The sequence below is a fragment of the Pseudooceanicola sp. genome (assembly GCF_029213205.1).
Taxonomy (GTDB): Bacteria; Pseudomonadota; Alphaproteobacteria; order Rhodobacterales; family Rhodobacteraceae; genus Pseudooceanicola.
In genome coordinates, this window is sequence record NZ_JARGNH010000009.1 from 91,013 (window position 1) to 104,745 (window position 13,733).

At 63.6% G+C, this 13,733-nt stretch carries 12 protein-coding genes and 1 pseudogene; 5 read left to right on the forward strand and 8 right to left on the reverse strand.

Going from position 1 to position 13,733, the window contains the following annotated elements; genetic code table 11:
- Positions 1–185: 185 nt before the first annotated feature.
- Positions 186–503, forward strand: a complete 318-nt coding sequence (locus P1U48_RS09365) for an H-NS histone family protein (RefSeq protein WP_301068709.1) — start codon at positions 186–188, stop codon at positions 501–503.
- A 59-nt stretch (positions 504–562) separates the two neighbouring features.
- Here P1U48_RS09365 and P1U48_RS09370 read toward each other — a convergent pair whose 3' ends face one another.
- From P1U48_RS09370 to P1U48_RS18195, 7 genes and pseudogenes are all read right to left on the reverse strand, one after another.
- A complete protein-coding gene (locus tag P1U48_RS09370; protein WP_301068710.1) occupies positions 563–1,027 on the reverse strand; it encodes a thioesterase family protein in 465 nt (154 codons plus the stop codon).
- A complete protein-coding gene (locus P1U48_RS09375) occupies positions 1,027–1,533 on the reverse strand; it encodes a thioesterase family protein (protein WP_301068711.1) in 507 nt (168 codons plus the stop codon). The genes P1U48_RS09370 and P1U48_RS09375 overlap by 1 nt, the downstream gene beginning before the upstream one ends.
- On the reverse strand, positions 1,530–1,919 hold the full coding sequence (locus tag P1U48_RS09380; RefSeq protein ID WP_301068712.1) for a rhodanese-like domain-containing protein: 390 nt from the start codon (positions 1,917–1,919) through the stop codon (positions 1,530–1,532). Before P1U48_RS09380 ends, P1U48_RS09375 begins: the two co-directional genes overlap by 4 nt.
- Positions 1,920–2,239: 320 nt before the next feature.
- Positions 2,240–3,751 carry an Asp-tRNA(Asn)/Glu-tRNA(Gln) amidotransferase subunit GatB gene (gene gatB, locus P1U48_RS09385; protein WP_301068713.1) on the reverse strand — a complete coding sequence of 504 codons (1,512 nt, stop codon included), beginning with the start codon at positions 3,749–3,751 and terminating at the stop codon, positions 2,240–2,242.
- Positions 3,752–3,816: 65 nt separating this feature from the next.
- Positions 3,817–5,151 (reverse strand): hypothetical protein, encoded by a 1,335-nt coding sequence (locus P1U48_RS09390; protein ID WP_301068714.1) that lies wholly within the window; start codon positions 5,149–5,151, stop codon positions 3,817–3,819.
- Positions 5,152–5,499: 348 nt separating this feature from the next.
- Positions 5,500–8,061 (reverse strand): aminopeptidase N, encoded by a 2,562-nt coding sequence (gene pepN / locus P1U48_RS09395; protein WP_301068715.1) that lies wholly within the window; start codon positions 8,059–8,061, stop codon positions 5,500–5,502.
- A 205-nt stretch (positions 8,062–8,266) separates the two neighbouring features.
- Positions 8,267–8,464: pseudogene (locus P1U48_RS18195) on the reverse strand (SRPBCC domain-containing protein); the annotation flags it as partial.
- A gap of 142 nt (positions 8,465–8,606) precedes the next feature.
- Here P1U48_RS18195 and P1U48_RS09400 point away from each other — a divergent pair.
- The 3 genes from P1U48_RS09400 (at position 8,607) to P1U48_RS09410 (ending at position 12,217) form a co-directional block, all read left to right on the forward strand.
- A complete protein-coding gene (locus P1U48_RS09400) occupies positions 8,607–10,766 on the forward strand; it encodes a malate synthase G (RefSeq protein ID WP_301068716.1) in 2,160 nt (719 codons plus the stop codon).
- Between the two features lie 96 nt (positions 10,767–10,862).
- Positions 10,863–11,300, forward strand: a complete 438-nt coding sequence (locus tag P1U48_RS09405) for a heme-binding protein (protein ID WP_301068717.1) — start codon at positions 10,863–10,865, stop codon at positions 11,298–11,300.
- 137 nt (positions 11,301–11,437) lie between these two features.
- Positions 11,438–12,217, forward strand: coding sequence for a gamma-glutamyl-gamma-aminobutyrate hydrolase family protein (locus P1U48_RS09410; RefSeq protein WP_301068718.1), 780 nt, complete (start codon positions 11,438–11,440; stop codon positions 12,215–12,217).
- A 176-nt stretch (positions 12,218–12,393) separates the two neighbouring features.
- On the opposite strand, the gene P1U48_RS09415 is transcribed toward P1U48_RS09410, so the two are convergent.
- On the reverse strand, positions 12,394–13,146 hold the full coding sequence (locus P1U48_RS09415; protein WP_301068720.1) for an SDR family oxidoreductase: 753 nt from the start codon (positions 13,144–13,146) through the stop codon (positions 12,394–12,396).
- A 112-nt stretch (positions 13,147–13,258) separates the two neighbouring features.
- On the opposite strand from P1U48_RS09415, the gene P1U48_RS09420 reads away from it, so the two are divergent.
- Complete coding sequence (locus tag P1U48_RS09420; protein ID WP_301068721.1) at positions 13,259–13,711, forward strand: isoprenylcysteine carboxylmethyltransferase family protein; 453 nt, start codon at positions 13,259–13,261, stop codon at positions 13,709–13,711.
- Positions 13,712–13,733 lie beyond the last annotated feature (22 nt).

Sequence of the window (13,733 nt, forward strand, 5' to 3'; positions counted from 1 at the left end):
CCATTTCGAATAATATCGCCATTATTCGAACTTAATTTTTCTATTGGATAACTCCGGATTTGGCGGCGTTCGCCGTTGACACAAATTAGCCCATTGACTTATGCGGCTCTCCATGGGCAGTAACCTGTCTGGGTATGGCAACAATTCGGTCCAATGTGGCCGTACGTTTGAGGAAATGGTAACGAATGAAAATTGACCTGGAAAATATTTCTCTGGATGAGCTGAAGGCACTTCGCAAGGATGTGGAGACCGCTATTCGCAACTTTCAGGATCGCGAACGCAAGAAGGCGTTGGACGCATTGGAAGAAAAGGCGCGTGAACTTGGCTATTCGCTGTCTGATCTGACTGGCTCTGGCGCCAAGACACGCAAGGTGAACCCGGCCAAGTACCGTCATTCCGACGATCCCAACAAAACCTGGAGCGGCCGTGGCCGTCAGCCGGGTTGGATCAAGGAGATCCTGGCCAATGGTGGCAACCTGGACGATTACCTGATCCGCAAGTGATCGCCTTTAAGTGATCGCCTTTCCAGCGCGCCCGTGATCGGGCGCGCTGGACAGGGGGGCTATTTGCGAATGCCCATCGTGCGTCCGACCCAATCGGGCACTGGCGATTGGGAATGCTCTGCCAGCATCGCCTGCAACGCCGCCAGCACCGGCGCCGGATAGGGCGCGACCCTTGGGCCGGATTGGTCGATATGCAGGCTGATCCCCTCACCGGTGGCCGACAGCCAGCCGTCGCTGTGATACAGCTCCTGACAGAAGTGATAGGCCTTGGGCCCGACGTCGAGCAGCCGAAAGGTGGAATAGACGCTGGCATCGGGTGGCAATTCGCGCAGGTAGCGAATGTGGAATTCGCCGGAAAAGGTGGTAAAGCCACTGCTCCGGGCATAGTCGATACCCAGGCCGACACTGTCCTGAACCGCATCCACCCCCCAATCGAACAACACGCCGTAATAGGCCATATTGAGATGGCCGTTGTGATCGATCCACTCGGGTTTCAGGGTTTGTGTGGCGCTTTGAATGCTCATCAGCGGAGTCCCATCTTGCGCCCGACCCAATCGGGCCGTGGCAATTGTGCCTGTTCTTTTTGCAACGCCTGCAGTCGTGCCAATATTTCCGGCAGATAGGGGGCGACGCGCGGGCCATTGGTATCGATATTCAGGCTGATCTTTTCCGACGTCGCCACCAACCTGCCGTCACCGCGCAGCAGTTCCTGGGCAAAGTGAAACGATTTCGGCCCGACATCCAGCAGGCGAAAGCTGCAGCGCACCCGGTCGCCCAATCTCAATTCGCTGAAATAGCGCACCCAGAATTCACCGGCAAAAGTGGTGCGTTGATACTGGGCGCGATAGGCGGGGCCAAAGCCTATCCGGCGAAACACATGGCTGCTGCCCTTGTCGAACAGCACCCCGTAAAACGCCCTGTTCATATGCCCGCTGTGATCGATCCATTCCGGCAGCACTGCCATCGGTGGCGACAGATCCGGTGGCGACAGATCCGGCGCATCGATTTCGGGCGGCGCGGCAGTGATCATTTCGGCTTGCGCTCGGCAATGTCGAGGCCCGCGGCTTTCCAGGCGCCGAAGCCGCCGGTCAGGTTCACCGCCTTCAGCCCCATCTCCTGGGCGACCTTGGTGGCCAGCAATGAGCGCCAGCCGCTGGCGCAATAGAACACGAATGTCTTGTCCTCGGCAAAATAGGGCTTGTGATAGGGGCTGGCCGGGTCAATCCAGAATTCCAGCATCCCGCGGGGTGCGTGTTTGGCGCCGGGCACCATGCCGTCACGCTCCAATTCGCGCACGTCGCGGATATCGACAAAGACGGTGTTTTCATCCGCCAGCTTTGGCTGTGCCGCCTCCGGCGCCCAATTGGTTACCTGCGCCTCGGCGCGTTCCATAAGATCCTTGATTCCGAGTGCCATGTGTCTGCCTTTCCTGTTGCGTGCCGAACCTGCCGCGTGACGGCGGCAAGGGCAAGAGGGCGGCAGGCTATTCGCCTAGGGCTGCACGAATGTGGTCGCGCAGGGTGGTGGCCTTTGGGTGGCAATAGGCGGCGGCGTCGGGGTCATAGACCTCCGGCGCGACCTCGGCGTTGTTCGGGGCCCGGTGCAGGCGGTGGCCATCGCCATGTCTTGATGGTCAGCACCCGTCCGGTCAGCGACAGATAGCGTTGTGCTGCCGCGCAATTGAGTGGCACGCAATCACGGGTCTGTTTGCTGGGCGAGCCAATGCCCGCCCGCCCTTACAGCCCGAGTTTCGCCGTCACCAGCGCGTTGACTGCCGCCGGGTTGGCCTTGCCGCCTGTCGCCTTCATCACCTGGCCGACGAACCAGCCGGCCAGTTTCGGGTTCTGCTTGGCCTTTTCCACCTGCGCCGGGTTGGCGGCGATGACCTCGTCCACCGCGGCCTCGATCGCGCCGGTGTCGGTGACTTGGGTCATCCCTTCCGTGGCCACGATTTCCTCCGGCGCACGGCCCGAAGTATAGGCGATTTCAAAGACATCCTTGGCGATCTTGCCGTTGATGTCACCGCTGGAAATCAGCCCGACGATCTGGCCCAGATAGTCCGGGCTGATCGGGCTGTCGGTGATGTCGTGATCTTCCTTCTTCAGCCGTCCGAACAACTCGTTGATCACCCAGTTGGCGGCCAGTTTGCCGTCGCGCCCCTCGGCGACCTTTTCAAAGAACGCCGCGCTTTCGGCATCGGCGGTCAGGACCGAGGCGTCGTATTCCGACAGGCCGAAATCGCTGACAAAGCGCGCCCGCTTTGCGTCCGGCAGTTCCGGCAGGCTGGCCTTGATATCGTTGACCCAGGCCTGTTCGATCTCAAGCGGCAGCAGATCGGGGCAGGGGAAATAGCGATAGTCATGCGCCTCTTCCTTGGAGCGCATCGAGCGGGTTTCGCCCTTGTCCGGGTCATAAAGCCGGGTTTCCTGCACGATCTCGCCGCCGGATTCCAGGATCTGGATTTGCCGGCGCGCTTCATGGTCAATGGCTTGCTGGATGAAGCGCATCGAATTCATGTTCTTGATCTCGCAGCGGGTGCCCAGATGCGAGAAATCCTGCGTCGCCTGATATTTCTCATATTGGCCGGGTTGGCAGACCGAGACGTTCACATCTGCCCGCAGGTTGCCGTTCTGCATATTGCCGTCGCAGGTGCCCAGGTAGCGCAGGATCTGGCGCAGCTTGGTGACATAGGCGGCGGCCTCTTCGGGGCCGCGAATATCGGGGCGGCTGACGATTTCCATCAGCGCCACGCCGGTGCGGTTGAGATCGACAAAGGACATGTTCGGATCCATGTCATGGATCGACTTGCCGGCGTCCTGTTCCAGGTGGATCCGTTCGACCCGCACCAGGCGGGCGACGCCGGGGCCCATGTCGACCAGGATTTCGCCCTCGCCGACAATCGGATGGTAGAGCTGACTGATCTGATAGCCCTGCGGCAGATCGGGGTAGAAGTAATTCTTGCGATCAAAGGCCGAGCGCAGGTTGATTTCCGCGTTCAGCCCCAGCCCGGTGCGCACTGCCTGTTCAACGCAGAATTCGTTGATCACCGGCAACATCCCGGGCATCGCCGCGTCGACAAAGGCGACGTTGGAATTGGGTTCGGCGCCGAATTCGGTGGAGGCGCCGGAAAACAGCTTGGCCTTTGAGGCGACCTGGGCGTGCACCTCAAGCCCGATCACCAATTCCCAATCGTGTTTCGCGCCTGCGATCACCTTTGGTTTCGGGGTCTCATAGCTGAGGTCCAGCATGGTGCATCCTTTCGGGCCGAGTGTCGATCAGCCTTCTAGGACAGGGTCAGCAGGGGAGCAAGGGCTCAGGCCGGGTTGCGCAGTTCGACGCCTCCGGGGGCAAAGGTCACGATCTGCCCGGCCTCGAGTTCCTGGTGGAAATGCCGCGAGATCAGTGACCGCGCCATCGCCTCGCCATCCTCGGCCAGATCTTCGACCGCCGGCAGGTTGGCAAAGGGTGACAATTGCGCCTCGGCCCAATGCCCGGGGTGCAATTCATGCAGCCGTTCGCGCACGATCGCGCCAAAGCTGTCGTTGATCTTTTTGCGGTTGCGGCGGGCCGTGGCGCTGATGTCATCGGGGGCGCTGGTCGGGTCCATCACCACGCCGGCATGGGCGGCCATCAGATTGGTCACATGCTGGGTGCCGCGCCGGTCGAGAATGTCTTTTATCCCCTCGACATAGCGATCGATGTCCAGCCGGTCGGCGGCCTCGGGCACCGCCCGCAGCACGTCGAACCAGACCCAAGTATAGCCGCCGTCGCCCCAGATGTCCTCGACCCGCTCGGCGGTTTCATGCGCCATCTCGTCAAGAATCTCGAAAGAGCCGAACCAGCGCGGCAGCAGCCGCAGGCCGAAATTGCGCAGGTGCCGGGGATTGCCGGGATCGAGGTCGATCAGGTCTTCGAAATCGTCGCAGACCCGGTCCGGCGCATCCGGGATGCCAGAGAGCAGATCGCACCGCGCCTCGGCCAGCAGGGCGCTGCCCAGCTCGATGGCGCTGAACGGATCGAGGATCTCGGCGGCGCGGTTGAAATGATGGATGCAATTCGCGCCATCGCAGGGGGGGCGCGAGGTCGGACGGCGCGGGCCGAGGCTGGCCAGCCCCATATCCATATGCGCCTGTGCCACCACCACGGCGACGCCCCAGCATTCGGGATGATCATCCAGCGCCTCCTCCAGACCGGCCAGAACCGAAGCGTCGGGCTGGCCGCCCGCATGATAGGCGGCGGTGGCGGCGGTGACGAAATCCGAACGGGCGCCGAGCGACAGCAGCCTGGCATAGCTGGTGCCTTCGGTGGTGGTTTCGCGGTTCAAGTCGGTTTCGCGGGTCAGACGACCAAGGACATCCCACTGGTCCTGACGCACCAGAAACTGGCCTTTGCCGATATAGGTCTGGCGCAGGTAATCCTCCTGGCCGTCGGAATTGACCGGCAGGATCAGCCCACGGTCGCGGTGATGGCCAGCGGCCTTGCCACGCGCCAGGCTCATCGCGAACTGGGCAAAACCCACCGCGTCGGTCTGGCTGCGCGAGGCCGGTTTGGGGGCGCCATGGTGACCTTTGGCCTTGGCCGAGCCGTCACGCGGGGTGCGGGACAGCTGCGAGGCGATCAGATCGGGCAGACGGGCAAAGCCGCGCATGGGGGTACTCCGTGAATTATTCGTTGGCATCAATCTGGCATCGCATTCCGGCGGAAACGTGGCTGCATTCAGGAGATACGGCGAAACCTTCGCGACGCGGATTGACCCTAGGTCAGCCCGGGGCACGGATTTGGGCAGGTGCGGGGGGCGGTGAAATTTGGTGAAAGCGCTTTGTAACAAAGGGTTTCAGCGGCCGGTCCGCGTGGCACCGACGCCCGTTCCGGCCTAATTTTCGGGGCAATGGCCACATTGACGCCCTGATGACCGGGCGTGGCCTTGGGGCGTGGCCCTGGTCAGGGGGCTGGCCCGGTTCGCGCCCATCAGCGGGGCGCAACCGGGCCGTCCGGCCTAACCGTTGCGGATCCGGGCGATCATTTCGGCACAATCCGGGCTCAGCCCGTCACGGGCCGCGATCCGGTCCAGTTCGGCTGCGATCATCTGCTGGCGGTCAGCGTCATAGCGGCGCCAGCTCTGAAACGCGGTGCATATCCGCGCCGTGGTCTGCGGGTTCAGCGCATCCAGCGCGATCAGCCCATCGGCCATGATCCGATAGCCGTCACCGCTGGCATGATGAAACCCGGCCTGATTCAGCGCCAGGGCGCCATAGACGGCGCGGAACCGGTTGGGATTGCGCAGGGTGAAATCGGGATGCTCGGTCAGGCGCTGGACCGTTGCCGCCGTGTCTTCGGGCGCGGCATGACCGACCTGCAGCATGAACCATTTGTCCATCACCAGCCGGTCGGCGCGCCATTGCCGTTCAAACCCGGCCAGCGCCTCGGCTCCGGCCCCGGCAATCAGCAACGCTGACAGGGCGCTGAGTTGTTGGGTCATATTGTCAGCCGCCGCATATTGGGTGCGGGCGAGGGCGCCGCCATCGCGCCGCGACAGCAGCATCAGCGCGCTGTTGGCCAGCGACCTTGCCGCGACATGCGCCGCTTCGGGGCGGTAATCGCCGGGCACCTGATTGACCTCATAGGCGGCGCGCAATTGATCGCCCAGACGGTCGGCGATGGCATCAAGCAGCGCCTCGCGCGCCTGATAGATCGCCTGCGGATCGGGCACCCGCCCGGCATCGACCTGGGCCTGGGCCAGGTCATCCTCAGAGGGCAGGGCAAGAACCAGCGCGACAAAGGCCGGGTCAAGGCTGTCATCGGCCAGGGTGGCCGCCAGCGCGCCGAGATAGCTGTCGTCGGGCGTGGCGCCCTCGTTCAGCATCCTGAGCAGCCCGTCACGGGCCAGGGCGCGCCCGGCCTCCCATTTGCAGAACGGATCGGTGTCATGGGCCAGCAGAAAGGCGCGTTCGGCATTGTCGGTGTCGCGGTCCAGGATCACCGGCGCCGAAAACCCGCGCAGGATCGACGGGATCGGCCGGGCACCCAGCCCGTTGAACTCAAAGCTTTGCTCGGCTTCGGTCAGCTCCAGCACCGTGGTTTCCCGCACCTCGTCGCCATTGGGGCCGATCAGGCCGACGGCCACCGGGATCACCCGTGCCGGTTTGTCGGGCTGGCCCGGGGTCGGCGGCGTCGATTGCGACAGGGTCAGGGTAAAGGTGCCATCCGCCCAATCCTCGCGCACCTTCACCCGTGGGGTGCCGGCATCGGTATACCAGCGTTTGAACTGGCTGAGGTCGCGGCCGGTGGCATCCTCGAACACCTTCAGCCAATCCTCGATCGTGCAGGCCTGACCGTCGTGGCGGGTGAAGTAAAGGTCCAGCGCCTTGGCGTAATTCGCGTCCCCGACCAGCCGTTTCAGCATGCCGATCACCTCGGCGCCCTTTTCATAGACCGTGGCGGTATAGAAATTGTTGATCTCGACGAAATGATCCGGGCGCGGCGGATGCGCCAGCGGGCCGTTGTCTTCGCGGAACTGGCGGCCGCGCAGGTCGATCACATCGCTGATTCGCTTCACCGGTTCGGATCGCATATCGGCGGTGAACTGGCTGTCGCGGAACACCGTCAGCCCCTCTTTCAGGCAGAGCTGGAACCAGTCGCGGCAGGTGATCCGGTTGCCGGTCCAGTTGTGGAAATACTCATGCGCGATGATCGCTTCGATCCGTTCGAAATTGGCGTCCGTCGAGGTTTCCGGCGAGGCGAGCACGGCGGAGGAGTTGAACACGTTCAGCCCCTTGTTCTCCATCGCGCCCATGTTGAAATCGTCAACCGCGACGATGTTGAAGATGTCGAGGTCGTATTCGCGGCCATAGACATCCTCATCCCATTTTATCGCCTTTTTCAGGCTCTCCATCGCAAAGGCGCATTTGCCCTCGTCACCCGGGCGCACCCAGACATTGAGCTCGATCTTGCGCCCGGACATGGTCTTGAACTGGCCCGGATGGTTCAGCAGATCACCGGCCACCAGCGCGAACAGATAGGCCGGTTTCGGCCAGGGATCGTGCCATTCGGCAAAACCGGCGCCACTGGCCTGCGGGTTGCCGTTCGACAGCAACACCGGCAGGTCGCTTTCGATCCGCACGCTGAAGGTCGCCATGACATCCGGGCGGTCCGGGTAATAGGTGATCTTGCGAAATCCCTGCGCCTCGCATTGGGTGCAATACATGCCGTTGGACATGTAAAGCCCTTCCAGCGCGGTGTTGCGTGCCGGGGCAATTTCGACCTCGGCTTGCCAGTCAAACGGCGCGTCCGGGACCGCGCAGCGCAGACCCTCTGGCGTGACCTCGGGGCTGATCGGCTGTCCGTCGATACTGGCCGCGATCAGCGTCAAATCCTCACCATGCAGAAAGAAATCGCGGTCGCTGGTCGCCGGGTTGGGGCGGAATTGGATGCGGCTTTTCACCCGTGTCGCCTCGGGCGACAGAACAAAGGTCAGCTCGACCTTGTCCACCAGATAGGCGGGCGGGGTGTAATCGCTCAGGTGAATGGTTACGCCGCCTGTTTCGCCTTTGTTGCTCATTGCCGCCTCCGTTTTGGGTTTGGCCATTGCTGCGGCAGGGGCGGCGGAATTGCAAGGGTGGCCGGGGCGATGTGCGTCGCCCCGATGGTGTCAGCCGACTTGCCGCTTGCGTGCCGCCGCGTCGAACGCTGGCCGGCGTTTCATAACCCGTTTCCAGCGCGCCAGATGCCATGATATTGCGACGGGGCATATCGCCAAGGGTCGTCTTCACGGTGACCCGCTTGCCCTGGCTTTCGGCACCAAAGGTGACGAAAACATCGCTGTGGTGGCGCAGGTCGTCAAAGCGGCTCAGCCAATAGGCCAGATGCTTTTCTGGCTCCGTCTCAGCGAATTCATGCCGGTTCGGAACGTCCATGCCGTCGCCCTGCATGGTAAAGCGCCAGCGCCCGCCGGGCTGCTCTATGTCTCGCCATTTGCCTCACCAAATGGGGCGCAGCCTGGCCGTCAACAGAAACCTGGGCAAATGCCGAACTGTCGCCGTCTTGTGGCGGCAGTGACAGGGCGTTAGCCTGCACCTTGCAACCAGCAGCGGACAGGGGAACAACATGGCAGACAGGATCAAGGCCCACGGGCTTGAGGTTGCGGACAGCCTTTACCGGTTTGTCACCGATCAGGCTTTGCCCGGCACCGGCATCAGCGCCGACAACTTCTGGTCCGGCTTTGCCGATCTGATCGCCGACCTGACACCGAGGAACGCGGCGCTTCTGGAAACCCGCGAGGTGATGCAGCAAAAGATCGACGCTTGGCATCTGGCCCGGCGCGGCCAGCCGCATGACCCGGGCGCCTATCGCGCGCTGCTGGAAGAGATTGGTTATCTGGTGCCCGAAGGCCCGGATTTCGAGATCGAGACCAGCGGCATCGACCCGGAAATCGCCCATATCGCCGGGCCGCAGCTGGTGGTGCCGGTGACCAATGCGCGCTACGCGCTGAACGCCGCCAATGCCCGCTGGGGATCGCTTTATGATGCGCTCTATGGCACCGATGCCCTTGGCGACTTGCCACAGGGCGGCGGCTATGACCCGGCGCGCGGGCTGCGGGTGATCGCCTGGGCCAAGGCGCATCTGGATGCGGTGGCACCACTCACCGGTGCCAGCTGGGCTGCGGTCACCGGGATCAGCGTCAATGACGAACGCCTGGCGTTGAGCTCCGAGGCCGGGCCGGTCGGGTTGCAGGATGCGGCGCAATTTGTCGGCTGGGCCGCCGATGACCAGGCGCCGCTGCGGGTGCTGCTGCGCAAACACGGGCTGCTGATCGAGATCGTGGTGGATTACGACACCCCGGTCGGCCAGCAGGACCTGGCGGGGATTTCCGATGTCCGGCTGGAAAGTGCGGTCTCGGCGATCATGGATTGCGAGGACAGTGTCGCGGCGGTCGATGCCGAGGAAAAAGTCGGGGCCTATGCCAATTGGCTGGGGCTGATGAAGGGTGATCTGAGCGAACAGATGGACAAGGGCGGCCGCGCCTTTACCCGCCGCCTGACCCCGGATCGCGACTATACCGCGCCGGATGGTCATAATTTTTCGGTCAAGGGTCGCGCCCTGATGCTGGTGCGCAATGTCGGCCATCTGATGACCAACCCGGCGATCCTGGACGCCCATGGCGATGAGGTGTTCGAAGGGCTGATGGACGCGGTTGTGACCACGCTCTGCGCCCTGCACGACCTGGCCAAATCCGGCGGTGATCGCAATTCCATCGAAGGCTCGGTCTATGTGGTGAAGCCCAAGATGCACGGGCCGGCAGAGGTCGCCTTTGCCGACGAGATCTTTACCCGGGTCGAGGACCTGCTGGGCCTGCCGCGCTATACGGTAAAGCTGGGGATCATGGATGAGGAACGGCGCACCTCGATCAACCTCAAGGAATGCATCCGCGCCGCGAAACACCGGGTGGCCTTTATCAACACCGGCTTCCTCGACCGCACCGGGGATGAGATCCACACCAGTATGGAGGCCGGGCCATTCCTGCCCAAGGGCGAAATGAAGAACACCGCCTGGATCGCCGCCTATGAGGATCGCAATGTCGATATCGGCCTGGCCTGCGGGTTGAAGGGCCGGGCGCAGATCGGCAAGGGGATGTGGGCGATGCCCGACCGGATGGCCGAGATGCTGGAGGCCAAGATCGGCCACCCCGAGGCCGGAGCGAGCTGCGCCTGGGTGCCTTCGCCAACCGCCGCGACCCTGCATGCGACGCATTATCACAAGGTCGATGTCGCCACCCGGCAGAGCCAGATTGCCGCTGGCGGCGCGCGTGGCCGGCTTGAGGATCTGCTGCGCATCCCGGTGCTGGACGGGCGCAACCTGAGCAGCGACGAGGTGGCGCGCGAGGTTGCCAACAACGCCCAGGGCATCCTGGGCTACGTGGTGCGCTGGGTCGATCAGGGGGTCGGCTGTTCCAAGGTGCCTGACATCCATGACGTCGGGCTGATGGAGGATCGCGCGACCTGCCGGATCTCCTCGCAGGCTTTGGCCAATTGGTTGCATCACGGGGTGGTGGACGAGGTTGAAGTGATGACGGCGCTGCGCAAGATGGCGGCGGTGGTCGACCGCCAGAACGCCGATGACCCGGCCTACCAGCGGATGGCGCCGGATTTCACCGGCTTTGCCTTTCAGGCGGCCTGTGATCTGGTGTTCCAGGGCCGGGTGCAACCCTCGGGCTATACCGAGCCGGTGCTGCACCGGCGGCGGCTGGAGATGAAGGCGGCGGGCTGAGGCGCAATTGATGCGGGAAGCGGGGGGCTGTCTGCCCCCCACGCCCTGCGGGCGCCCCCCCGAGGATATTTTGAACCAGAGGAAGCGGGAAAAGACATGGCCGAGATCAGTTTGAGACGGGCGCGGACGATCATCCGCAAGGCGCTGGAGGCCGGACAGGCGCAGCAGATGCGGCCGCTGTCGGTGGTTGTGCTGGATGCCGGGGGTCATGTGAAGGCTTTTGAGCGCCAAGATGGCGCCTCGCCCGGGCGGTTCGGGATTGCGCATGGCAAGGCTTATGGCGCGGTGATGCTGCATATGAGCGGCACCGCGCTGGCCGAGCGGGTGGCCGCAGGGCCGGGCGGCGCCGCTTTTGTCGCCGCCGCCAACGGGGTGTTCGGCGGCGCGGTGGTGCCGGTGCCGGGTGGGGTGCTGGTGCGCGACGGCAAGGGCCATGTGATCGGCGCGGTCGGGGTCAGTGGCGATCTGTCGGAACGCGATGCCGCCGCCGCGGTGGCCGGGATCGAGGCCTCGGGGCTGAGCGCGGAAGCCTGAGCCGGGGCACGAATGTCACAAGCCTGCCCAAACGGCGGTCAAAGGCCGCTGATCTGCGCATATGCACAGGTTTAACTGTTTATTCGCGGCAACTTGCGGCATAGGATCGGTGCCAAATTCCAGATTTCAGGTGGCTCATGTCCCGCGCGCGCGTCGGTATCATTACCAATTATAACGTCATTAATGATCAATACCGCACCCATTCCGGCGGGCTGATGAACACCCAGGCGGTGGCCGAGGTCTGCGATTGCATGCCGCTGCTGATCCCCGCCGATCCCCGGTTCGTGTCGGTCGAGGAACTGCTGGCAGAGTTTGACGGTTTCGTGCTGACCGGCGGGCGCCCGAATGTGCATCCCGAGGAATATGGCGAGGAAGCGACCGAGGCGCATGGCACCTTTGATCGCAACCGTGACGCCATCACCCTGCCTTTGGTGCGCGCCTGTGTGGAGCGTGGCCAGCCGTTCCTGGGAATCTGCCGGGGGTTTCAGGAGGTTGCGGTGGCGATGGGATCGACCCTGCATCCGGAAATTCGCGACCTGCCGGGGCGGTTGAACCACCGGATGCCCCCCGACGGCACCATCGAGGAAAAATTTGCCCTGCGCCACAAGGTGACCTTTACCGAGGGCGGGGTGTTTCATCAGCTGATGGGCGCGCCTGCGGTGATGACCAACACGCTGCACGGGCAGGGGGTGGCAACCCCCGGTGCCCGCTTCCATGTCGACGGCACCGCGCCGGACGGCACCCCCGAGGCCGCCTATGTCGACGGTGCGTCGGGCTTTACCCTGGCGGTGCAATGGCACCCGGAATACAATGCGTCCAATGATCCGGTATCGCGGCCGCTGTTCACCGCCTTTGGCGATGCGGCGCGCGACTGGGCGGCGGGCCGGGCCGGGTGCCCGGTGTTGAAAAGCGCCTAGGCCACCGGGATTTCGGCCTGGATTTCTGGGGTATTGCCATCCGGGTCGGGCAAGAACGGCGTCCGGCGCGGCACGCTCGACACCGGCGGCGGCGCATCCGGCCGCATCGCGGGCGAAAATGACGGTGCAATCAATCGCCCGGATGGATTTCAGAGCCTGCGCTGGTGGGCCATGGTTCAGAGCGGTCCGCCCGCGATTTCGACCTCGGAGCCATTGACGCTTTCACAGAGTGGGTTGCACAGCCAGAGCGCGGCGGCGGCGACCTCTTCGGGTTTGATCAGCCGCTTGTGGCGGTTGATGTTCACCATCACATCGCGGGCCTCGTCGGCACTGACCCCGGTGCGGTCCTTGATCGAGTCAGTGTTGCGGGTGACGATCGGGGTGTCGACATAGCCCGGGCAGATCGAATTGAACGTATAGGGCCCGCCGATGAAATCCTCGGCAAAGGAGCGCACCATCCCGATCACCCCGTGTTTGGAGGCTGAATACGCACCCGCACCGCCGGCACCGCGCAGCCCGGTAATCGAGGAAATCACGATCACCCGGCCCCAATCGGTGCCGAGCATCGAGTGCAGGCTTTCGCGCACCGTATAGAAACTGCCATCCAGATTGGTGGCCATGATCTTGCGCCAGAACTCGCCGCTGGTCTTGTGCAGCTTGCGGCCTTCGGCAATTCCGGCATTGGCGACGCAGATCTGGATCGGGCCACGGGCGGCGACGGCGGCGGCGGTGACATCGCGCACCTGCGCTTCGTCGGTGATATCCATCACCAGCGGGTGCATGCCGGGGTCGGCGACCTCTTTCAGCACCTCGATCCGGCGGCCGGTGATTGTCACCTCGGCGCCCTCGGAGACCAGAGCGCGGGCGATGGCGAGGCCGATTCCGGTGCCGCCGCCGGTGACGATGGCGTGTTTGCCCTTGAGATACATGCAGTTCCTCCTGTTTCTGGCGTCAACTTACCCACCGGCACCGGGGTGACAAGCCCGCCCGATTGCGAAAGCTTCTATGGCGGTGGCTCCGAGGGCGGGCTAAAGTGGCGCCATGCGCAAGTGGATCGACATCCCCCCTGTCTGGCTGGCCGCGTTTCTGGCCCTGGCCTGGGCGCAGGCTGCCTTTGTGCCGATGGGTCTCAGCTTTGGCACCACCGGTGCGCGCTTCCTCGGTGGGCTGGCGGTCGGCGGCGGGCTGGTGCTGATGGCGCTGGCGGCCTATGAGATGCGGCGTCGGCGCACCACCCTCATACCACATGCCGAGGCCAGCGCGCTGGTCACCTCAGGCATTTTTTCCCGCTCACGCAATCCGATTTACCTTGGTGATGCGCTGATTCTGACCGGTATGATCCTCTATTGGGGCGCGGTTCTGGCGCTGGTGCTGATCCCGATCTTTGTCTGGCTGATCGAACGTCGGTTCATCCTGCCCGAAGAGGATCGTCTGCGGCGGAAGTTCCGGGCCGATTTCGCCCGCTATTGCCAGAAGGTGCGCAGATGGGTTTGACACTTTGCGCAAGAACGGGCAT

Bases quoted from the DNA above. Each gene is read 5' to 3' on its own strand.
- P1U48_RS09390 (WP_301068714.1), bottom strand. From the start codon at position 5,151: ATGCGCGGCTTTGCCCGTCTGCCCGATCTGATCGCCTCGCAGCTGTCC.
- gatB (WP_301068713.1), bottom strand. From the start codon at position 3,751: ATGCTGGACCTCAGCTATGAGACCCCGAAACCAAAGGTGATCGCAGGC.
- P1U48_RS09380 (WP_301068712.1), bottom strand. From the start codon at position 1,919: ATGGCACTCGGAATCAAGGATCTTATGGAACGCGCCGAGGCGCAGGTA.
- P1U48_RS09365 (WP_301068709.1), top strand. From the start codon at position 186: ATGAAAATTGACCTGGAAAATATTTCTCTGGATGAGCTGAAGGCACTT.
- P1U48_RS09405 (WP_301068717.1), top strand. From the start codon at position 10,863: ATGGCCGAGATCAGTTTGAGACGGGCGCGGACGATCATCCGCAAGGCG.
- P1U48_RS09370 (WP_301068710.1), bottom strand. From the start codon at position 1,027: ATGAGCATTCAAAGCGCCACACAAACCCTGAAACCCGAGTGGATCGAT.
- P1U48_RS09415 (WP_301068720.1), bottom strand. From the start codon at position 13,146: ATGTATCTCAAGGGCAAACACGCCATCGTCACCGGCGGCGGCACCGGA.
- P1U48_RS09410 (WP_301068718.1), top strand. From the start codon at position 11,438: ATGTCCCGCGCGCGCGTCGGTATCATTACCAATTATAACGTCATTAAT.
- P1U48_RS09375 (WP_301068711.1), bottom strand. From the start codon at position 1,533: ATGATCACTGCCGCGCCGCCCGAAATCGATGCGCCGGATCTGTCGCCA.
- P1U48_RS09420 (WP_301068721.1), top strand. From the start codon at position 13,259: ATGCGCAAGTGGATCGACATCCCCCCTGTCTGGCTGGCCGCGTTTCTG.
- pepN (WP_301068715.1), bottom strand. From the start codon at position 8,061: ATGAGCAACAAAGGCGAAACAGGCGGCGTAACCATTCACCTGAGCGAT.
- P1U48_RS09400 (WP_301068716.1), top strand. From the start codon at position 8,607: ATGGCAGACAGGATCAAGGCCCACGGGCTTGAGGTTGCGGACAGCCTT.